The 20433-nt window shown below is 64.9% G+C and carries 16 protein-coding genes and 1 tRNA gene; 8 read left to right on the forward strand and 9 right to left on the reverse strand.

Features of this window, described 5'->3' with window-relative positions:
* Nucleotides 1-125 precede the first annotated feature (125 nt).
* Both CVM73_RS16595 and CVM73_RS16600 read left to right on the forward strand, forming a co-directional pair.
* Nucleotides 126-992 carry an isocitrate lyase/PEP mutase family protein gene (locus CVM73_RS16595; protein WP_100233028.1) on the forward strand — a complete coding sequence of 289 codons (867 nt, stop codon included), beginning with the start codon at nucleotides 126-128 and terminating at the stop codon, nucleotides 990-992.
* A complete protein-coding gene (locus tag CVM73_RS16600; protein ID WP_100233029.1) occupies nucleotides 989-1288 on the forward strand; it encodes an acylphosphatase in 300 nt (99 codons plus the stop codon). Before CVM73_RS16595 ends, CVM73_RS16600 begins: the two co-directional genes overlap by 4 nt.
* Before the next feature lie 248 nt (nucleotides 1289-1536).
* Here CVM73_RS16600 and CVM73_RS16605 read toward each other — a convergent pair whose 3' ends face one another.
* Complete coding sequence (locus CVM73_RS16605; RefSeq protein WP_100233030.1) at nucleotides 1537-3054, reverse strand: PAS domain-containing sensor histidine kinase; 1518 nt, start codon at nucleotides 3052-3054, stop codon at nucleotides 1537-1539.
* 135 nt (nucleotides 3055-3189) lie between these two features.
* On the opposite strand from CVM73_RS16605, the gene CVM73_RS16610 reads away from it, so the two are divergent.
* Genes CVM73_RS16610 through CVM73_RS16620 form a run of 3 tightly spaced genes read left to right on the forward strand, consistent with a single transcriptional unit; the run spans nucleotide 3190 to nucleotide 5862 of the window.
* Nucleotides 3190-3747 carry a GbsR/MarR family transcriptional regulator gene (locus CVM73_RS16610; protein ID WP_100233031.1) on the forward strand — a complete coding sequence of 186 codons (558 nt, stop codon included), beginning with the start codon at nucleotides 3190-3192 and terminating at the stop codon, nucleotides 3745-3747.
* Nucleotides 3748-3763: 16 nt separating this feature from the next.
* The gene (locus CVM73_RS16615) at nucleotides 3764-4429 is read left to right on the forward strand and encodes a DUF4166 domain-containing protein (protein ID WP_100233032.1); all 666 of its coding nucleotides are present in this window, start codon (nucleotides 3764-3766) and stop codon (nucleotides 4427-4429) included.
* Nucleotides 4426-5862: a TIGR01777 family oxidoreductase gene (locus CVM73_RS16620; protein WP_100233033.1), complete on the forward strand. Its 1437-nt coding sequence runs from the start codon at nucleotides 4426-4428 to the stop codon at nucleotides 5860-5862. The genes CVM73_RS16615 and CVM73_RS16620 overlap by 4 nt, the downstream gene beginning before the upstream one ends.
* Nucleotides 5863-5875: 13 nt before the next feature.
* Here CVM73_RS16620 and CVM73_RS16625 read toward each other — a convergent pair whose 3' ends face one another.
* Nucleotides 5876-6727, reverse strand: a complete 852-nt coding sequence (locus CVM73_RS16625; RefSeq protein WP_100233034.1) for a LysR family transcriptional regulator — start codon at nucleotides 6725-6727, stop codon at nucleotides 5876-5878.
* A 111-nt stretch (nucleotides 6728-6838) separates the two neighbouring features.
* Here CVM73_RS16625 and CVM73_RS16630 point away from each other — a divergent pair, with 111 nt between their 5' ends.
* Nucleotides 6839-7261, forward strand: coding sequence for a tautomerase family protein (locus CVM73_RS16630; RefSeq protein WP_100233035.1), 423 nt, complete (start codon nucleotides 6839-6841; stop codon nucleotides 7259-7261).
* 45 nt (nucleotides 7262-7306) lie between these two features.
* Here the strand turns inward: CVM73_RS16630 and CVM73_RS16635 are convergent, their stop codons facing one another.
* The gene (locus tag CVM73_RS16635; RefSeq protein ID WP_100233036.1) at nucleotides 7307-8020 is read right to left on the reverse strand and encodes a DNA helicase; all 714 of its coding nucleotides are present in this window, start codon (nucleotides 8018-8020) and stop codon (nucleotides 7307-7309) included.
* Nucleotides 8021-8218: 198 nt separating this feature from the next.
* Nucleotides 8219-8968, reverse strand: coding sequence for a lipoyl(octanoyl) transferase LipB (lipB, locus tag CVM73_RS16640; RefSeq protein WP_100233037.1), 750 nt, complete (start codon nucleotides 8966-8968; stop codon nucleotides 8219-8221).
* Between the two features lie 82 nt (nucleotides 8969-9050).
* On the opposite strand from lipB, the gene CVM73_RS16645 reads away from it, so the two are divergent.
* Together CVM73_RS16645 and CVM73_RS16650 are read left to right on the forward strand one after the other, a co-directional pair.
* Nucleotides 9051-9293, forward strand: a complete 243-nt coding sequence (locus tag CVM73_RS16645) for a FliM/FliN family flagellar motor switch protein (protein WP_018647371.1) — start codon at nucleotides 9051-9053, stop codon at nucleotides 9291-9293.
* A gap of 182 nt (nucleotides 9294-9475) precedes the next feature.
* Nucleotides 9476-9560 (forward strand) — tRNA-Leu (locus CVM73_RS16650).
* 74 nt (nucleotides 9561-9634) lie between these two features.
* Here the strand turns inward: CVM73_RS16650 and CVM73_RS16655 are convergent.
* From CVM73_RS16655 to CVM73_RS16675, 5 genes are read right to left on the reverse strand one after another with little or no spacing between them, the layout of a single operon-like run.
* Nucleotides 9635-11707 carry an SWIM zinc finger family protein gene (locus tag CVM73_RS16655; protein ID WP_100233038.1) on the reverse strand — a complete coding sequence of 691 codons (2073 nt, stop codon included), beginning with the start codon at nucleotides 11705-11707 and terminating at the stop codon, nucleotides 9635-9637.
* A gap of 14 nt (nucleotides 11708-11721) precedes the next feature.
* Nucleotides 11722-12885, reverse strand: a complete 1164-nt coding sequence (locus CVM73_RS16660) for a VWA domain-containing protein (RefSeq protein ID WP_208639212.1) — start codon at nucleotides 12883-12885, stop codon at nucleotides 11722-11724.
* Complete coding sequence (locus CVM73_RS16665; RefSeq protein WP_100233040.1) at nucleotides 12882-15305, reverse strand: DUF5682 family protein; 2424 nt, start codon at nucleotides 15303-15305, stop codon at nucleotides 12882-12884. The genes CVM73_RS16660 and CVM73_RS16665 overlap by 4 nt, the downstream gene beginning before the upstream one ends.
* Before the next feature lie 10 nt (nucleotides 15306-15315).
* Nucleotides 15316-16419 (reverse strand): ATP-binding protein, encoded by a 1104-nt coding sequence (locus CVM73_RS16670; protein ID WP_100233041.1) that lies wholly within the window; start codon nucleotides 16417-16419, stop codon nucleotides 15316-15318.
* Nucleotides 16419-20207 (reverse strand): DUF4132 domain-containing protein, encoded by a 3789-nt coding sequence (locus CVM73_RS16675; protein ID WP_100233042.1) that lies wholly within the window; start codon nucleotides 20205-20207, stop codon nucleotides 16419-16421. The genes CVM73_RS16670 and CVM73_RS16675 overlap by 1 nt, the downstream gene beginning before the upstream one ends.
* Between the last annotated feature and the right edge of the window lie 226 nt (nucleotides 20208-20433).

The raw sequence follows: 20433 nt of genomic DNA on the forward strand, positions 1-20433 counted from the left end.
AGACCCTCACCCTGAGGAGCCGCGCTTGCGCGGCGTCTCGAAGGGCGAGGCCACAGCCGGGTCTTCATCCTTCGAGACGCGCGCAAAAGCGCTCCTCAGGATGAGGAATTGAGAGTGAGGCAACCATGGCCTTTCGTTCCCGCCGCGAGAAACTGCGATCGATCCTGTCGGGCGGGACGTGCGTCCATCCCGGCTCAGTCTATGACGCGATCTCGATCCGCATCGCCGAGGATCTCGGCTTTCCGCTTGGCATGTTCGGTGGGTCGGTCGCATCGCTCGCCGTGCTCGGCGACCCCGATGTCACGCTGATCACGCTCACCGAGCTGGCCGAGCAGATGCGGCGGATGTCGCGCGCCTCCGCGCTCCCGGTTCTCGTCGATGCCGACCACGGCTATGGCAATGCGCTCAACGTGCGCCGCACGGTGCAGGAGCTGGAGACCGCGGGCGCTGCCGGCCTCACCATCGAGGACACGCTGCTGCCGGCTGCCTTTGGCGAGACGAAAACGCAGCTGATCTCGGTCGAGGAAGGAATCGGCAAGATGAAAGCCGCGCTTGGCGGCCGTAGCGATCCGTCGCTGGTGATCATGGGCCGCACGGGCGCTGCCGCGATTACCTCGATCGACGATGCGATCCGCCGCGCCAAGGCCTATGAAGCAACTGGGGTCGATGCGCTGTTCTTCACCGGAATCAAGTCGCGCGCCGAGCTCGAGGCCGTCGCATCCGCCACGCGCCTGCCGATCGTGCTCGGCGGCGCGTCGGAGGAATTGAACGCGCTCCATCACCTTACGAGCCAGCGCGTACGCATCGCGCTCCAGGGGCATGCGCCGATCGCCGCGGCGACGCAGGCGGTCTACGAGACGCAGAAGGCGTTGCGCGAGGGCATGGCGCCGAAAAGCCTCGAGGGTTTGGCATCGTCGGAGCTGATGGCCCGCGTCATGCGCGAGAGCGACGTCAAGACGCGCAGCGCCGATCTCCTGGGACCGAAAAAGTGAGCCGGGCGATCCTTCAGGTCATGATCCGCGGCCGCGTGCAGGGCGTCGGCTATCGCGCTTGGGTCGAATACCAGGCCACCACGAGCGGCCTCGAAGGCTGGGTCCGCAACCGCCGCGACGGCAGCGTGGAGGCGCTGTTTGCCGGTACGCCGAAGCACGTTGCCGACATGGTCGCGCTGTGTCGCCACGGGCCGCCGTCCTCGCGCGTCGACAGTGTCACCAGTGAAACCGCCAGCGAGGATGAGCTGAATCTGCGCAGGGCAGGGGAAGCGTTCTCGGTGCTGCCGACGGTGTAGGTTGATCTGCTGCCTCGCCCAGCTGGCGGCAGGGCTATCGCACATGATTCGTGGCGGCAGCCTGCGCGCACGCCTCGTCCTTCGAGACGGCGCTGACGCGCCTCCTCTCCATGAACCACCTGAGAGACGTCGTCTGACAGGTGGTTCATGGAGAGGAGCCCGTCTAAAGCGGGCGTCTCGAAGGATGGCCGCAGGGGAAAGCTCTCAAATGCAATAGCCCTCGCTGGCGGGTAGAGGCGATGCAGCCGTCACCTTGGCAGCTTGGCGATCGCCTCGCTCAGCTCATGGATCTCGTAGGGCTTGCGCAGGATCGGGAAATCACCGCGCACGCCGGCGGCGACCTCGCTGTAACCGGTGGCAAGCAGGATCGGCAGGCCGGGGCGGATCTGGCGCAGGTAATGGGCGAGGCTGAGCCCGTCCATCTTGCCGGGCATGACGATGTCCGAGAACACGAAGTCGACGCCGTTGCTCTCGATCTCGCGCAATGCCGCTTCGGCATCGGCGACCCGGCGCACTTGGTAGCCGAGCTGTTCCAGAAGACCAATGCTGACGGATGCGACGTCGGGATTGTCCTCGACCAGCAGCACCGTGCCGCTGCCGCGGAACGGCGTTCCCGATGTCTCGCGCGACGGCGCATCTGCGCCGCGCGGCAGGACGATGGTGAATGTCGTGCCCTTGCCGAGCTCGCTTGCGACCTTCACCGTGCCGCCGGCCTGGTGGGCGAAGCCGTGCACCTGCGAAAGGCCGAGGCCCGTGCCTTTTCCGATCGGCTTGGTCGTGAAGAACGGCTCGAAAATCTTGTCGAGAACGTCGGAGGGAATTCCGAGCCCGGTATCGGTGACGTCGATCGCGACGAAGTCGCCGGCGAGGGGTGTCTCGTTCAGCACGACATTGCGCGCCCCGATCGTCACCGTGCCGCCGTCCGGCATCGCGTCGCGGGCGTTGATGACGAGGTTGAGCAGCGCGGTCTCGAGCTCGGAGACGTCGGCATTGATCGGCCAGGTGTCGGAGTGGATGTCGAAGGCGAGACGCACGGAACTGCCCACGCCGGCGCCGAGCACCTCACGGATGGCCGCGATGCGTTCGGCGAAATCGATCGCCTGCGGGTTGACGCTCTGCCGCCGCGCGAAGGTGAGGAGCTGGTTCGTCAGCGCGGCGCCGCGTCTGGTCGCGGTCTCGATCGCAGACAGGGCGCGCCCGAGCTTGGGGTCGTTGGCGGCGCTCTTCTTCAGGATGTGAAGGCTGCCACTGATGATCATCAGAAGGTTGTTGAAGTCGTGGGCACCCCCGCCGGTGAGCTGTCCGAGTGCATCGAATTTCTGCGACTCGGCCAGCTGCTTCTGCATTGCCTCGAGCTTGAGCTGGGAATTGCGGCGCTCGGTGATGTCGCGCGTGATCTTGGCGAAGCCGATCAGCGCGCCGTCCTCGTAGATCGGGTCGATCACAACGCTGGCCCAGAAGAACGTGCCGTCCTTGCGGACGCGCCAGCCTTCCTCCTCGTATCGGCCCTTTTCCCGCGCAATCCGAAGTGCCCGCGCCGGTTTGCCATTGGCGCGGTCGGTCTCGGTGTAGAAACGGGAAAAATGCTGGCCGAGGATCTCCTCGGGAGAGTAGCCCTTGATGCGTTCGCCGCCGATGTTCCAGCTGGTGATGATGCCCTTGGGATCAAGCATGTAGAGGGCGTAGTCCGCAACGCCTTCAACCAACAGCCGGAAACTGCGCTCGCTCTCGAACAAGTCTCTCTGTTGACTGAACTTTTCGGTCATTCCGGACCCCGCCTCGACGGGGACAAACGCCGCGGCCGGCGGATTTGTTCCGTTCTATGGGACATTTTTAGGCAAGTATCACGGATGGCATGCAGGCCTCTTGACACGAAGCCGGATTTATCAGAAATTTCTGTTATGACAGAAACAACCGGAAAAAAGAAACTTCCCGCTGCCATCGAGCGCTTCATCCTGCATTGGGGCGACATGGGGGACGAGTGGGGGGTCAACCGCTCGGTCAGCCAGATCCACGGGCTGCTCTATCTGGCCGAGGCGCCGATGACGGCCGAGGACATCGCCGACACGCTCGGCATGGCGCGCTCCAATGTCTCCAACTCGCTGAAGGAGCTGCTCGCCTGGAACCTGATCCGGCGCGTGCCGATCTTGGGCGACCGCCGCGACCATTACGAGGCCGAGACCGACATCTGGGAGGTCGCCGCGAGGATCGCGGCGCGGCGCAAGGAACGGGAGATCGATCCGGCGATCGCAGCGCTCCGGGCCTGCGTGTCCGATGCCACCGACGATCCCGCTATCAGTTCCGTCGCAGCCAAGCGCCTGAAGGAGATGCTCGCGTTCACCGAGCTCGCCGACCACTGGTTCACGCAGATGCTGAAGGTGCCGCGGCCGCGGCTGGTCGCCTTGATGCGGCTTGGCGAGAAGATCGCCAACCTGCTGCCGATGGGCAAAGTCAAATAGCATTGAGGAGGGGGCGATGACGTCGGCTCGACTATCAGGCTCAAGCGCATCTTCCTCCGCTCACACTAAGCTGTTCGACGATCGCCGTTTCCGCGCGCTGCTGTCGGACGAGGATTGGGGCCGCCTGCCGCTCGCGACCTGGCGGCGCTTCTCGAAACGCGTCGCCGACGGCGACAGCATCGTTTATGTCGGCGTGGTCGATGAGATCGCCTTCAGCGACATCGGCCGGTGGTTCGCGCAAGCCGCCCGCCTGATCGGCGGGCCATTGCCGACCGGACGCGACACCGGCGCGCCCATGATCGTCACGGTCACCGAGGATGGCGCGACCGGCGGTCAGACCTGGACTCGGATCTGCGCGCGCAAGCGCGGCTTTCCGCAGGTGATCCATTCCGCCAAGCGCTTCGCCGGCCCGACCGGGCTCGAAGAGTATGTCGGCTTCGGCGTCTCGATGGCGCTTCGCATCGCGGTCGAGGATCAGGTGCTGACCTTTCGCAGCGCTGGCTATGGCCTCCAGCTTGGACGCCTATGGTTCCCGCTGCCGCGATGGCTGACGCCGGGAGAACTCACCGTGACGCATCAAGATCTCGGCGAGGGCGCCTTCCGCTTCACCCTCGATGTCACTCACCCGCGTTACGGCGCGCTGATCCATCAGTCCGCCTTGTTCAGGGAGGCCGTATCATGACGCCGCTGTTGTGGACCCTCATCGCCATCCAGATCGCGATGGGCGTGTTCGACACCTTCTACCACCACGAATTCACCGAGCGCCTGGCCTGGCGACCGTCGCAGCGTTTCGAATTGAAGCTGCACGGCATCCGCAACATGCTCTATGCGCTGCTGTTCCTCGTGCTCGGCTGGCTCGAGGTTTACGGCGTGCTGGCGCTCTTGATCGTCGCGGTGCTGGTCGCCGAGATCGTCATCACGCTGATGGATTTCGTCGAGGAGGATCTGAGCCGCAAGCTGCCGCCGAGCGAGCGCATCAATCACACGCTGCTTGCGATCAATTACGGTGCCATCCTGGTGCTGCTGCTGCCGGTGCTGATCGCTTGGGCGATGCAGCCCTTTGGCGTGACAGTCGTGTATCAGGGCCTGCTCAGCATCGCCGCGACCGCATGTGCAGTCGGCGCGGCGCTGTGCGGCGTCAGGGATTTTGCGGCGATGCGCCGGCTCGGCCGCATGCGAAGCGTGCCGGCGGCCGGACTTGTCGAAAAGCTACCCGGCTGCAAGACCGTGCTGATATCAGGCGCCACCGGCTTCATCGGCAGCCGGCTTGCGGCGAGCCTCAGCGGGGCAGGGCATCACGTCATCGCGCTGATCCGCAATCCGGCGAAGGCCGAGATGCTGCCGCCGCCGGTGACGCTGATCACCAGCCTCGACCAGCTCGCCGCGGACACGCAGATCGATACAATCGTCAATCTCGCGGGCGAGCCGATCGGCAACGGTCTTTGGAGCGAGGCGAAGCGCGCGAAGATCATCAGTTCGCGCATCGACATGACCGGCGAGGTCGTCAAGCTGATCGCGCGGCTCGACCGCAAGCCCGAGGTGCTGGTGAGCGGCTCCGCGATCGGCTGGTACGGCCTGTGGGCCGACCAGGTGCTGACGGAATCGGCGAAGTCGCATGCCTGCTTCAGCCACGAGCTGTGCGCGGCCTGGGAGAAGGCGGCGCGGCCGGCGGAGGAGCTCGGCGTGCGCGTGGTCTATTTGCGCATCGGCCTCGTGCTCGGCACCGAAGGCGGCTTCATCACGCGGATGCTGACGCCGTTCGAGTTCGGTCTCGGTGGCCCGCTCGGCACCGGGCGGCAGTGGATGTCCTGGATCGAGCGCGACGATCTGATCCGGCTGATCGCCTATGTGATGGCAACGCCCGACCTCACCGGCCCCGTCAATGGCACCGCGCCGATCCCGGTCACCAACGCAAAATTCACCGAAGAGCTTGGCCGCCGCCTGCACCGGCCCGCGGTGTTTCGCATTCCCGGCGGCCTGCTGCGCCGGATCGGCGGCGGGTTTGCCGACGAGCTGCTGCTGGGCGGCCAGCGCGTGCTGCCGAACAAGGCGTTGAGCCGTGGTTTTGTGTTCCGTCACGAGACGCTGCGCAGCGCGTTCGAGGCGATCTTGTGAGCGTTAAGCTGGCTCAAGCCGGCAAGCTCCGAAATGTCGCCGCCACCGCACGTAGTGCCGCGAGCTTGGCGGGATCGCTGACCTTTGAATGCAGCATCACCTTGGAGCTGCCGAGCTTCGGCAGCTTGTGCGCAGCCCCGATATCGACCAACCCGGGAGGCGCAATCCGCCGCGCCAGCGGCGCGATCGCAAGTCCGGCAAGCGCGGCTGCGACCACCGCGGTAACGCCGCCGCCGACAAAACGCTCGCGCCAGGCGATGCCGGCCTTGTCGAGCGCGCGCACGGCGACGGCGCGGACGCCGCAGGGCGGGGCAAGTGTCGCAAGCGGCAGCGGCTCACCTTTCGGCAGGGCGAAGCGTCGTGCGGCGAACCAGCAAAACTCGTCCTCGGCAAGCTTCTCGCCGCCGCGGCGGCTGCCTTCCTGGCGAACGATCACCGCATCCAGCTCGCCGGCGTCATAGGCATCCTGCATCTCGCGCGAGAAGCCGATGGTGACGGCGAGGGTGAGGCTTGAGGACATCGCGTGCAGACGTTCGAGCAGCGGCACAAGCTCGGGCCCCGCCGCGTGGTCGGAGATACCGAGCGAGAGCGACTGCGCGGCTGAAGCTTCGTCGGACAGTGCGCGATCATGCGCCGCAATCAGCGCACGGGCGCGATCGAGAAAGGCCGCGCCGTCGGCGGTGAGGCGTACTGCGCGCGGCGAGCGCTCGACGAGGCGCTTTGCCAGCAATGTCTCCAGCCGCTGCAACTTGAGACTGACCGCGGCCTGCGTCGTGCCGAGCGTTTCGGCGGCACGGGTAAAGCTCTGGAGGTCGGCGACCAGTAGGAACGCCCGGACAGTGGCGATGTCGAGTGTGGTCATCATTATAAATTGTTATCACTGATATCGGAATAGATAAGATACCAAAATGACGTCCGCAGGTCTAGCTTCTCACCAACGCCGCGCAAGTCGCGTGGCATCTCGAGGAGAACCACCATGCCCCTGATCACCGTGTCCTACACCTCGTCCCGCCAGTCGCCCTCCCTGAAGGCCGACATCGCCAAGGCCGTGTCCGAGCTCACCGCAAAGATCCTGCACAAGGATCCAGAGGTCACGGCCATCATCGTGAAGTCCGTGGATGCCGGCGACTGGTTCGCCGGTGGCAAGTCGCTCGCGGAGCAGAAGCTCGCAAGCTACTGGATCGACATTCACGTCACCGAGGGCACCAACACCAAGGACGAGAAGGCGGCCTATCTCGCTGCGATGTTCAAGCGCATGGCCGAGATCCTGGGCCCGCTGCATCCCGAGACTTACCTGCATGTCGACGAGGTCAGGGGCGACGCCTACGGCTTTGGCGGTCTGACACAGGAGCGGCGCTATGTCGCCGGCAAGCTCGAGGTTGCACTGAAGGCGGCATGACGTTGCAGGCCGCGGGTGAACAATCTCACCCGCGGCCTGCAGCCATCAGCCCGCCGCGCGGAACTGAACTTCGGCGTTGTTGATGAAGCACGTCTTGTCGAACAGCTTCAGGTCCAGCGGGTTCGGCAAGCGGACGTCGCTGAGGTCGGGGCAGGGCTTGACCGCGGGATCGTAGGATCGGTCGATCTGCGAGATGAAGATGACGATCAGCCCCTTGTCACGCGCGAATGATTTCAGCGCGCGCACCTGAACGGTGAGGTCCGGGTTTTCCCGCCTCTGGTCGAGCAGTTGCAGATAGTCGATCACCACGAATGTGCCGCGCGGCGCCGAAGCCATTTGTTTCACGACGTAGTCGGCGCTGATGGCGTCGGAGCAATCGACCTCGAACAGCTTGTCGAATTGCGCCGGCTCCGCCCCGATCGCCCGCAGGCGATCCAGCACATCTCTCTGCGTATATTCGAGCGAGAAGAACGCGGCGCGATGGCCCGACTTCATGGCTTCGACGGCAAGTTCGAGGCTCATCAACGTCTTGCCCTGGCCGGGACGGGCCCCGACCAGCACCAAATCGCCCGGCCGGAATTGCGGGAACAGTTTGTTGGCCGGCGTCACTGCGGCTGCTTTCGCCGCGAGCATGCTCCAGGCGGAGAAACCTTCCGTCGCAGCGATGCGGTCAAGCGCATCGTGGAGCGGAATGCTGGCTTCGCGGGACAGGCGCTTCGCCTTGCGCTTGAGATGGTAGATGGGCGCAGACAGTCTCATCGTCAAAACCTCCCATTGCGAGCATGGATCGCAACCCCTCCTTATGCCTGGCGCTCGAACAGTCGGCCGATGATCAACTCGCCCGGCATGAGGTCTGCTTTCCCGGCGGAGGGGGGAGGCGTGGGCGGCACCGGCCTCAAGCGTAACCGATTCCGCGCCTGCAGAGAACGCGAGCTTTGCTTGTCCAAAAGGGGATGGTCAGGCGACCGTTTCCGGCAGCAGCGCGCGGGTTGGCCCGAAAAGCTGTTCGAACGCCTGCCTGAGTGCGATGTCGACATCGGCCATGGTCACGAGCTGGCCGAGATCGACCAGCGAGGTGACGCCGTAGCGGGGATCGACGACGCCGCAGGGCACGATGCCGGCGAAATGCGACAGCTCCGGCTCGACATTGATGGCGATGCCGTGGAACGAGACCCAGCGTTTCAGCCTGACGCCGATCGCCGCGATCTTGTCCTCGTGCTCAGGTCCCTTGTCGGGCCGCTTCACCCAGACGCCGACCCGGTCCTCGCGCCGCTCGCCGCGGACGTTGAAGGCGGCGAGCGTGCGCAGGATCAGCTCCTCCAGACCGGCGACATAGGCCCGGACATCGGGCCGGCGCCGCTTGAGGTCCAGCATGATATAAGCCACCCGCTGGCCCGGCCCGTGATAGGTGAGCTGACCGCCACGCCCGGTTGCAAAGGTCGGGAAGCGGGCATCGAGCAGGTCGGAGTCCTTGCCCGAGGTGCCGGAGGTGTAGAGCGGGGGGTGCTCGAGCAGCCAGACCAGCTCCGGCGCCTCGCCCGCGGCAATCGCGGCGACCCGGGCCTCCATGGTGGCCACCGCGTCCGGATAGGGCACCGGAGCGTCCGAGATCAGCCATTCGACGGGCTCGCCGGCTGAGGCGGAAAACGGCGTCAGATCGAGCTCTTGACGCTGGTTTCGGCGGGGGTTTTCAGGCGAATTAACCATTGGCTAACCATAACGTGGTGATGATCGCAGGCGCAAATGCCAAGTCCTTTGGCGCAAGTCCCAAGTTGCGGCGGTCCTGACAGTGCCCACTCTCGATAAAGTCACCGTGGATCTCATGGTCGTCCTCGGGACGACCACCATGCCGATCCATCAGGTATTACGTCTTTCCCGCGGCGCCATCATCGAGCTGGACGCAACCGAGGCCGACGAGGTCAAGGTTTTGGCCAATAATCTGCCGGTCGCCTCTGGTGTCGTGCTGGTCGACCGCAACCGGATCGCGGTCGAGGTCAAGCAGATGCTGCCGCGCTCGCCGGGGACCCGGTAGGGCCCCGGGCATGCGGTAGCGGCCTGGGTACCGGGCAAGGGCCGATTCGGGCAGATGGCTGGAAATTTCCGGCAAAGCTTGTGGAATTCAGGGCCTTTGCAGGCTTGTACCCCTCTGATGGATTTGTTAGATCGGCGCCGTTGATCCGGCCGGCCCTCAAGCCTCAAGCCGGCATCCCCAAAGCGCTCGTGGCGGAACTGGTAGACGCGCTGCCTTGAGGTGGCAGTGAGTAAAATCGTGGGGGTTCGAGTCCCTCCGAGCGCACCAAACAAATGCGGCATTGAAATCTCACGAATTTTTTGGACATGACCGCGGCGGTGTCGCGTCGCTTGTCGCGCTGATCAGGTCCAGACCTGAAGGCGGCCGGTAAGGTTTTGCAGCGTGAACAATCCTTGGGCCGAGGCCAGGGCCGCGGGAGTTATGTCACCTTCGCGGCTGGCGGCGGCGCGTAGAAACAGCCGGGCCAGTGGGGTCAGCGAAGCCAGCTGATAGGTCTGCGCCAGCGGCGCCAGCAGCTTCTGTTGGGCCGAGGCATGAAGACCGGCTTCTGCGAAGCGGATCAACGCATCGACGCCGGTTTGCAGCAGCTGAGTCGTCTGGCGCACCGTGACGTCCGCGGGCGGCGGTGGTGCGAACTGGGCCACTTTCCTACGCAGCCCCGCCATGACGCGCGAGACGACGTCGGTCGTTACCGGGGTGCGCTCGGGAAAATCGAGCGAAATCTGCTGGTCTCCCCAGAGTGCCATCGGCTCCAGCGTCATCTTTCCGGCCTCGGGCCGGGCGAGCGCAACGATCGCAAAGGGACGCTTGTTGCCGCCATCGCCGATCGTAGCCTCGAGCGCCGCGATACGGCTGGCGCCAAGGCCGCGTCCCTCGTCGTCATGATCGAGGGTGAGCGAAATCCAGCTGCCTCCTGCGTCCATCAGCGGCCAGCGCAGCCGCTGCGTCAGATCGTCAAAGGCCACCGGTGATACTCGGCTCGGCAGCAGCACGACGGGCTGGGCCGCAAGCAGCGGCGCATCGAGCGAAGGTGCGAACTGCCGGGCGAGATGGTCGGCAAGCATCGGCCAGGACATGTAAGCGAGACCGGCAAGCGGAGTGGTGTGATCCTGAGCCCAGGCCGCGATCGCGTCGCGGTTTGGTCGAAACGGCTGAACCGTCTCAGCGCGGGTCGCCTGCGACAAAGAGAGCCGACCGCTGGACGATGCCTGCGCTCCGGACAGACGGAAGGTCGCCGACGAGAGCCGGGCCAGTGTGTGGCTCCAGATCGGCTGGGTCCGATAGGCCGCGCGCGGGTCAAAGCGCGTGTCGTGGGTCGTGGCTCTGGCCAGCGTGGCTGTGAAGCGCTGCCCTGTTGCCGGTTCGACGAAATGGCCGGTCACACCAACCGCACCCGTGATCGTCTCGAACAGGGTCGCGCCAAGCCCGATCAGGTCGACATCGCCGACCGGCTCGTATTCGGCGCGCACCATGCCAGCAAGCCGGCGCAGCCGCGCCTCATCTGCGGTCTGCGACATCGCATAGAGCAGCGCATGGGCTGATGCGATCTCACGCAGCAGTTCCACCGGGTCGTGGTTGACGTTGCGGGACCGCCGCTGGTCCAGCCCCTCGGCAATGCGCCGCAGGCTCGCGGAAAGACGCGGCATCGCCTCGGCACGCCCGGACACCGCAAGCAACGTCAGCCGCACTTCGAGCGCGCGAGAGGGGACTGCAAAGCCCTGCGCATAGGCACGGCAGACCGCGTCCCGCATGGCGGCGAGCAACGCGGCATCCGGAACGAAGCTTCTCTGATCGACGATGGTTTCTGCATCGTCGAGTTCGATCGCCTCGTGGCCGAAATGCTGGCGTGCTGCGAGCACGGCGGCGGCATGGCCGGCTGGCTGGCGGCGCTCGGGCAGGGCGGACGCGAGCGAGCCGAAACCGCCCTGACTGGGGATCACGACCTCGATCTCCTCGGCATTCGATCGCAGCACGACCCTGAGCGAGGCTCGGTCGGGCTCGATCGTCGCAGGTTCGGCGAGGGCCAGCAGCCTGATGGCCTCGCGCAGTCCGGTCTTGCCGACTGCGCTCTGGAGGGTTTTGCGATCGAACGTCGCGAGCCGGGCCGGCCAATCCGTCTCGACCACCGGTGCGGCGGCCTGAGATTCGCCGGCCCTGGTCCGCAGCGCCAACACGACGGCGATCTTGTGTCGGCAGACGGTCGCGGCCGGGCACGTGCAGCGTGCCTTGCCGAGACCCTTGTCGTCGAGTCGCACCGTGGCATCGTCAATGCGGCCGACGATCTCGTCGGCACCGATCTTTTCGAACTGCACATTGACCGCGTCGGCACGCGCGCGGCGAACGATGCCTTTGGACGCCGTCGCCACCAGGGTGGCATCGTCGATCTCGGCATAAAGCGGGATGAGCGCGGACATGATTGTGCCAGGCCTCAGTCCATGACGCCGACCAGCCATTCGGCGAAGCGGTCGGGCGTCATCGCCGCGACATGCATGCCAAGGCCTGCCAATTTCTCGGCGGCTGAGCGATTGAAGACGGCTGCGCCGTCAGTGTCGAGCGCGGCCAGGCCAATCAGCCTGGTGCGAGCTTCCGCCAGGCGGCGCACGCAGCGCAGGAGCTCGGCGAGCGAGCCGCCTTCCTCGAAATCGCTGATCAGCGCGATGACGGTGCGGCTCGGATTGACGACGAGGCTCTCGCAATAGGTCATTGCGCGCGCGATGTCGGTGCCGCCGCCGAGCTGGACCGAGAGCAGCAGGTCGACCGGATCGGCAAGCTTGTCGGACATGTCGACGATCGAGGTATCGAAGGCGACGAAGCGCACGTCGACGGCCGGCAGGCCTGCAAGGATCGAGGCCATCACGGTGGCGTGGATGAGCGAATTCAGCATCGACCCGCTTTGGTCGACGCACAGGATGATCGTCCACGGCATGCGGCGCTTCTGCCGGGACACGAAATGCAGCCGCTCGGCGATGACGGCGTTACGCTCGGGATCAAAATGGCGCAGATTGTCCCGGATGGTGCGGCGGAGATCGAGATTGGCGGCCGATCGCAGCTTGCCGCGGCGAAACCGATCGCGCCGGCCCGACAGAGCGCGGTCCATCTCCGCCTTCAGCTTCCGCTTCAACTCTTCGACCACGACATCGACGACCCGGCGGATCGCATCGACGAGGTTCCTGTCAGCCTTTCCCCTAAATGCGAGCAGCACCTTCATCAGGTCGAGATTGGGCTGCAACTTCTCGAGCGCGGCCGGATTGGCGAACAGACTGGCGAGCCCGAGATCATTCAGCGCATGGCCCTGAATGGTCTCGAATACCGAATCCGGAAACAGGCGGCGGCTGTCGGTGAGCCAGTCTGGAATGGTGATCTGGCTCGCATCGAGCGAGCCCTTGCGGCCGCTGCCCAGGCGCAGGCCGCGCTGGCGTCCGCGTTCAGCATAGATCCGCTCGAGCAATTGATCACGCCGCAGATCTTCGGCCGAGAGGCCCGAACTGCTGAGCCGGTTGTCGGCGTAACGCCCCAGCGCCATCCGCCAGCGCAGCAGGCGGCGTGTCTGCTCCGCTGACAATGGCGTCGTCCCATCGTTCGCTGACGTCATGGCGCCTGCTCCAGCCACTGCGCCAAGCCATCCTCGCGCCACTGGTTGCGCAGCCTTTCGCTGAGTGCGAGGTGATCCGACAGCACGCGTGCATCCGGGACATGCTGCAGCATGGCGATGTCGTCGTCGTCGGCGCCGTGCGCGGCTGCGACGACTGCTGCCACACGATCGGTCTCATGTGGACTGAGTTCGGCGAATGCCATGCGCAGTTGCGGCAGCAGGGCGAGGAAGCCCTGGTCGTCCACGGCACCGAACAGATCGTCGATGGCCGCGATGACGCCGCTGTCATTGACGAACAGCTGCGGCGCAAGTGCCATCACTCCAGACAGCGCGCGGATGGCCTCGCCGGGGCGTTCGAATGCGCCTGCCAGCGCCGCCGACAAGCGTCGCCCGGCTTCGGTTTCATCGATCTGCCCGATCAAGGCGGCAACCGCGATCACGGCGCCGGTCAGTTGCGGATCGAGCTGCGCGCTCAGGAGCTGCGCAAGGGCGTCGCGAAGCGGCTCTGTCGGAAACGGCGGACGGGGATCGGCCATCGCCTCGACCAGGGCCGCAAGGCACTGCGTTGCTTCGCCAACATGGTCGGCATCGACGGCGGCAAGGTCGGGCAGCAGCTCGGCGATGCGGCGCGCCAGCCGATCGAGCAGGGGCGGGAGCAGAGATGCGAATGCCCGGACGGTCGTGTCGGAGTGCATGGCCTTCGCCCGGCCATCGAGGCCCTGGCCGATGACCAGGGCATTGGTCAGGCGCAAGAGAAGGGTATCGGCGCCAACCGCGGCGCTGACGGCCCCCATCAACGTATCGGCGGCGCCGCCAATGCCGGCATCGAAGGCAAAGCTGAGCAGGTTGAACGCCGCCTCGGTGTTGTTGCGCTGGCCCTCTTTTTCAAGATCGGCGAGACGCCGGATCAGGATCGCTGCGGCGACGTCTTGCACGGTTTCACCGTCGGCCGCCCGCTCGATCAGGGATGCCTCGACTGCGGGGGACCAGGCGTAGGTCCAGGTCTCCATCAGCGTATCGGCGCGAAAGCCATGGACCCTGTCGGGGCCCTTGACTCGCTGGGCGAAGGCGGGCGCCACCAGCCGCATCGCGTGCAGAAACCGGCTGGCCTGGGTATGCCGTGGCTTGCGATAGATATCGAGCTCGCGTGTCTTGGGCACGGCATCTTCGAGAGACAGGCCGTGCGCTCTGGCTTCGCTGCGCGCCCGTTCGATCAGCGGCGGCAGCCGGCTGCCGGGAGGCAGATCGCCCAGCCGGTCGCCTCCGAGAAAAGCACTGAAGGCGGCCAGCAGCGGATGACTGCCGAGTTCGATCTCTTCCTTGATGGCCGATGATTGCACCGCGTCGAACAGCTCGGTGCGGCCGGGCTCGGGCAGTCCGCGCAGATCGGCAAGACGCGTTGCCGTTTCGACCATGGCGCGCAGGGTCGGGAACGGGAACGCCAGCGCCGGTTCGTTCGCGATCAGATGAGAGCGAAAGCTCGTCAGGATCTCCTCGGTCAACGAGCTCTCGGCCTCGCCATTCGCGCCGATCACGCGCTTCCAGACGCGTTCGTAGAAGCCGGGCAGCGGAAGACCGGCGCCGTAGCCGTTCAGCCGGTCGAGCGCGCGAAAGTCATAGCGAATGAGCCATGCATCGGACCGGCTGGTGGTCCAGTCCGGCTGTGTCGTTTGCGGTTGCGCGTCGATCAACGCCGGTGTGTGAAAGCCGCCGGTCACGACGGCGATTGGTCCCGATGCCGTTGCGATCGCATCATGGATGCAGGCGCACATCATGGCTTCGCGCGCCTGCGTCCCGTCGGCCTGTAACTCATCCGTGTGAGACGCGGCGCGCAACGAGGCGCAATAGGCCCCGACGCTGGCAAAGAAGGCGCGCCAGTCGGTGCTGCGGGCGCGTGCCTCGAACAGCCCGTCCCATAACGCCAGGCCGTCGCGGAAGCCGGTTCGCGCGCACATCGCCTCCACATAAGCGCCGCGATCGAACATTGTCTCCCGCATCGGCAGCAGCGGCTGGTCCTTGTCGCGAACGTCCGACAGCATGGAGGGATGGCGGGACGGCAGGTCGATGAAGCGGATGGCGGCACCGAGTTGGCGGGCTTCCTGGATCGCGACATATTCAGGCGAATGGCTGCAAATCGGATAATAGGTGGTGCCGCTGCGGCCTTTGCCGGTGCGCGCCTCACTGTCCGGCAGCGCGACCATGGCTACCGGTGGCACGACGCCCGGTGCCAGCAACTCGGCGATCAGCGGCTCGAAATCGACCGGCCCCTCGATCAGGACGGCGGCGGGACGGATGGCGCGCAGCGCGTCGCGCAGATGCAGCGCGCAGGCCGGCGAGTGATGACGGATCGGGAAAAAGTAAAGCTTACGTTCGGTGTCAAACAGGCGGCCGGCGGTAGCGGCCGGATCAAGTACGCTCATGCCGTGAGCCTCAGCGCTCGTCTTTCATCGCCTTCACCGCGCCGAGAAAATCCGACCACACCTTGCTGCGGCGGGCGCGTTCCTTGACGATGTGATCGACATAAGCGCGAACCTTCTTCACGTCGTCCGCATTGTCCTTGACGATGACGCCCTGCAACTGGCGCCCGATATGGGCGCCGCCGACGTCGCCGTTGCCGAGAAACGCCGCCTCGAGCGCGGCGGCGTGGGCGATGTTCACGGCCTCCGCGGTCGACATCACGGCCGACGGTTTTGACAGCGGCACCTGGTCCCTGGTCTGGCCCCGGCGCAAATCCTGGAAGGTCGTGACAAGGAGATCGGTGACCTCGTCGGGGAAGTTCACCGAAATGTCGGCACGGCCGAGCCGTTTGTCGACTTCCTGGCGGATCAACTCCATTTCCAGGGCGGGGTCGGTCAGCGGAAGCACGGTTTCAAAGTTGAAACGGCGTTTGAGCGCGCTTGACATTTCATGCACACCCCGGTCGCGGAGATTGGCGGTACCGATCACCGAGAAGCCCGGCGCGGCATAGACGCTGGCGCTCTCGCCGAGCTCGGGTATCGCCATCACCTTTTCCGACAGCACGGAGATCAGGACATCCTGAATCTCGGGCGGACAACGCGTCAGCTCCTCGACGCGCACGACACGGCCAAGGCGCATCGCTTCCATGACCGGCGAGGGGACAAGCGCGCGCGGGGTCGGGCCCTCGGCAATCAGCAGCGCATAGTTCCAGCCGTAACGGACGTGGTCCTCGGTGACGCCGGTCGATCCCTGCACCACCAGCATGGAGGAGCCGCTGATCGCTGCGGCCAGCAATTCCGATAGCATCGATTTGGCGGTACCGGGCTCACCCACCAGCATCAGGCCTTGCTCGCTCATCAAGGCGACCAAAGCACGTTCGACCAGCGCATCGTCGCCGTAGAATTTGCGGCGAATGGAGAGCTTGCTGTCGCCAAGGATGAAGCTGCGGACCGCGCGCGCGGACAGTGCCCATCCCGGCGGCCGTCGGCCCTGATCGGCGGCCTTCAGCGCCGCGAGCTCGTCGGCGAAGCGGGCTTCGGCGCTGGGGCGAAGCTGCAGGGCGTTTCGTTGTTCCATTACCAGGCCACCTTGTTGCGCCAGTCGGCGGCAAAGCCGCTGCCGGCGGCCGCAATCTGATGAAGGTCGTTCCAGACTTCGCTCAACAGCACGGGCGGTACCTCGTTGAGCGCCAGCTGCGCGCCGTAGCTCGACCGCTGCCCCTTGCGCGCACGCACGAATTTGGCCGCGACCAACGCCACCGCACGATTCTCTTCCGGAAGCGGCGACCCGGTGAACTCGATCACGGCGTTGATCGCGATGCCGGCGAACGGCTTGATGTATTGCGTGAACCAGCCGCCGTCTTCGGCCTGCGCGCGGTCATAGCCCAGCTTTTGCGCCGCGCTGCGCAGCTTGAACGCTTCGATGATGTATCCGGCCCGATCGTCGATGGAGCCTCCGACTGCGCTTGCCAGCACCGGGCGATCCAATTGGTTGAACAGCGGCTCAACCTTGTAGTCCGCGAGGTGCTGTTTCCAGTTTTCGCTCTGTTCGGCCGTCAGCTGTGAACGATGCGCCAGTTGGACCGTGGCGAAGGAGGCAGGATCGACCGCATTGTCGCTGCTGTCGGTCAGGGACAGATCTTCGAGCGGCCGGAACGAGGTGACGATGTCACCTTGCGCGTCGATGCCTAGCCAGATCAGGCGCTGCACCAAGCGTCCGACGATCGGGTGCTCGAGCAGGAAGCGTTGCCAATCGGCAAGCTGCCAGCGTCGACCGACGCAGAGCGCTTCGTACAGTCGCTTGGCCTGGAATTCGTGAACCTGCTTCAATTCCTTCTTGGCGTTCGCGAGGGCCTTCTTGGCCTCTGCGGCGCTTTCCTTGTCCGGCCCGTCGCCGACCTGGGGCAGGCTCTTCACCACCTTGCCGTCGGGATTGTAGAGCGTCAGCACGTCTTCGGCATCGAGCTTGGCCTGATAGAGGCGGCTGCCGATTTCAAGGTCGAGAATGGCGCGCTCGTCGAGACCTGCCGTCGGAATGGTGCGGTCGGCCAGCTCGTCGGTGGTCCAGTCCCGTTCGTCGGCAAGGCGTTCGACCAGCGCTTGCGCCAGCACCTGCACCGCGTTGGTGCGATGGCGGCGGGCGACCGACAGCAGCATCTGGAGCGCGGCCGAGGAGGTATGGCCGCTGAGATATTCCGCGAGCGCCTTGACTTGCGCTGTCCTCCTGTAGTGGTCGCGCATATAGGTGCGGACCATCTGCACCGCGAAGGTGCCTTCCGCGCGCGTCGCTAGCCCAAGGATGCCACGATCGGCCTGGGCATTGTTGAGATAGATCCCGAGCTTTTCCGCGCGCAGATCGGCAAACGCCTTCTCATATGTATAGGAGCGGTAGAACTCGTTATTCCAGCGCTTGGCATAATCCTGATATTGCTCGTAGCGCTGCTGGGCGTGGGCCTTGGCATGAGCATTGGCGTCGTCTTCGGAGCAATGCGCTGCGTCATAGCGCAGGAAGCTGCCGAGGATGTGGCGGCCGAGCGCCTCGGCGCTTTCGGGAGCGAGCTGATCGAGCCAGAGCGAGAACAGCGCGTTGCCAGCGGGTTGCGCGAGCTTTCCCGCGAGCGCGATCCACCAGCGTGGCACGTCTGCCGGAACGGTGCCGCCGCTCGCCCATTTGAGGGCGGGGAGGGTGTCGAGCGGAAACCAGCCGATATCCTTGGCCTTCTTGCCTTTCAAACCGGTGGCCGCGTCCTTGATCAGGATCTCCGGCGAGACGTAGCCGGAGATGTCGACATCGAGCCGTCGCAGCGCGCCGAGGAGGGCAGCCCGCACCAGTTCGGACTTCTCCTTGCCGAGCGCTTTCTGCATGGGTTCGATGGCGCTCTCGGCACCGATGGCCCCGAGCATCTCGGCGACGCCAGAACGGATGTCCTGTTTGCTGTCGGAAAGGAACGGCAGCAAACGTTGCTCGATGCCGTCGACTTCCAGCAGCAAGGCACGGGCAGGCTTGTTGAAGGATTTCTTGGACGACAGCGCGTGGGTCAGGACGGTGTTGAAATAGCGCGCGGGCAGTTTCGGAAACACGCGAAGCACCCCCAGCGCGTTCAGAACCGGCGGATCGTGAAAATCCGTTGCCGCCGCTTGCCCCAATGCTTGGTCAAGCACATCGAAGTGAGCTGCCAGATAGGGCCAGATCTTTTCCGGGGCTAGGTCTTCGGAAAGGCCGGCGTTCAGCGCGTGCTTCGCCAGTTCGTTGGGTTCGAGATCCTTCTGCATTAGCGTCGTCACGGAACGCAGATCGACCCCTTTGGTCAGTCGCGAATGAATAGCGGCGGAAATCGCTCCGTGGCCCCTCAGCAAATTCCCCATATACCAATGCGGATTGGTTGCTCGGTAGGTCTCAATGGTGCGCGCGCGGCAGAGGTGCCAAAGCGTCAGGTCTGGATTGTTGAACGGCGGATCGGCCGCGGCCTCCGTGTAGTAGGGCGCGAAGGGGGCGACAATCCCGAGCGCGGTGATCGCGGCTTCATTGATCGGATCGCTCGACGCCAGGTAGGCGCAGTATCGGTCGGCGACGGCGCGATCGAACGGTTGGGGCGATACTGGAAGGGCCGACTTCGACCAGGATTTCCGTTGCTCGGCCGTGGCTTGTTCGTAATATCCCTTTTGCCGCTCGTAGTGCTTCATGGAATTGGCGTAGGCCTTGTCGAGCAGGGCGTAATAGCCGGCCTTGACGTCGTCGGACATCGGCGTCGGTGCCGGCAACGCGGCCGCTGGCGGCGCGAGCACTTCGGTTCCGTCGGCGGCGAGATAGCCTTCGGCGCCGTCGCCCTGCAATGTGCGCACGGTCCGGGCGGCTTCAGCGCTGACGAATGACGATCCGAGTCCGAGCTCGATGACCTTGCGGACGTTCTTGGATGTTTCGTTGGCGAGATGGTTCTCGAGTAAAGGTCGTGCCCGTTCGCCCATAACCAGCGGCAGGATCTGCGCGGCTTGCGCGCGCGCCGTCGGATTGCCGTCGGCCAGGGTCTGCATCACGCTGGCGGCAAGAGTCTCGGGCGATGCCGCGAGCAGCGCGTTCTGGGCTGCCTCACGAACGGCTTTGCTGGGGGACAACAAATATTGCTGGTAGACGAGCTGAAAATATTCGTTCCTGAGAACGCCGAACTGCTTCAGAACATGAATGACAATGGCCTGGCTCGGACGATCGTATTTCGCAAAGGACTCGATGACCGCCGGCTTCTCCGCCAGCAGGCCATGTTCGAAGTCGAACTGCGATCCGAGGTCACGCTGACCAAGATAATATGGGTGGGTCTTCTCCAGAACGAGCAGGTCTAACGCAAGCACGGTCGCACTGTCGTCGGTATCGCGCCAGCTCAGCACTGTCGAGAGATCGGTTGCTGGCTTCTGCTGCGTATGCAGGCCGAGTTGACCTAGGGCAAAAAAGCCCCGAAGCCATATCGGGCTCGGCCCTTTATGGGCGAAGACTCCGTAGCGAGAGCCCTTGTGAGGCTGCGTGAGCACCTCGAGGTAGCGCCTTATCCACGTCGTTTCGGGTCCATGTTGCCGCTTGAGAACATTGCCGCGGGCTGCAATCGACTTCTGCTGCGCGGCCTGAGCCGCGGGCGTATGCTGGTAGTGGTTGAGAGCGGCGTTGACGGCATTTGCCTGTTGCTCGAGCTCAAGCAGAACGGAACTGGCTTCGCCCGTCAAGACATAGGCGATGGCGCGTTTGGCGAGGTCCGGGCTGATCGTCTCCAGCCGCTTGAGGTCGGTCACGATCTCCCGGACCGTGGCATTGTCGGCTTCGGTGGCAGGTACGCCCGCCGGCTTGCCGATGCCGATCACCGATTTGAGAAAATCAAACATGCCTGCATTTCTGGATTGAAGATCGATAGTAGCGTCCGCATATCACGGCTGCACGAACAAATGCTCACCTTCAACCAGAACTAGCGTCGATTCGTGGCTGCGCCACGCGAAGCGTGGTCCCCCGGGCCGACAGCCGCTTCGATTGTCGCCGATACCAACAGAGATACCAACAGCCTGTCGTGCCGTCTTAATTCGCCTGCCCCTCGAAGGCTGAAAGGGTCCCGTG

It is taken from the genome of Bradyrhizobium forestalis (assembly GCF_002795245.1).
GTDB classification, from domain to species: Bacteria; Pseudomonadota; Alphaproteobacteria; order Rhizobiales; family Xanthobacteraceae; genus Bradyrhizobium; species Bradyrhizobium forestalis.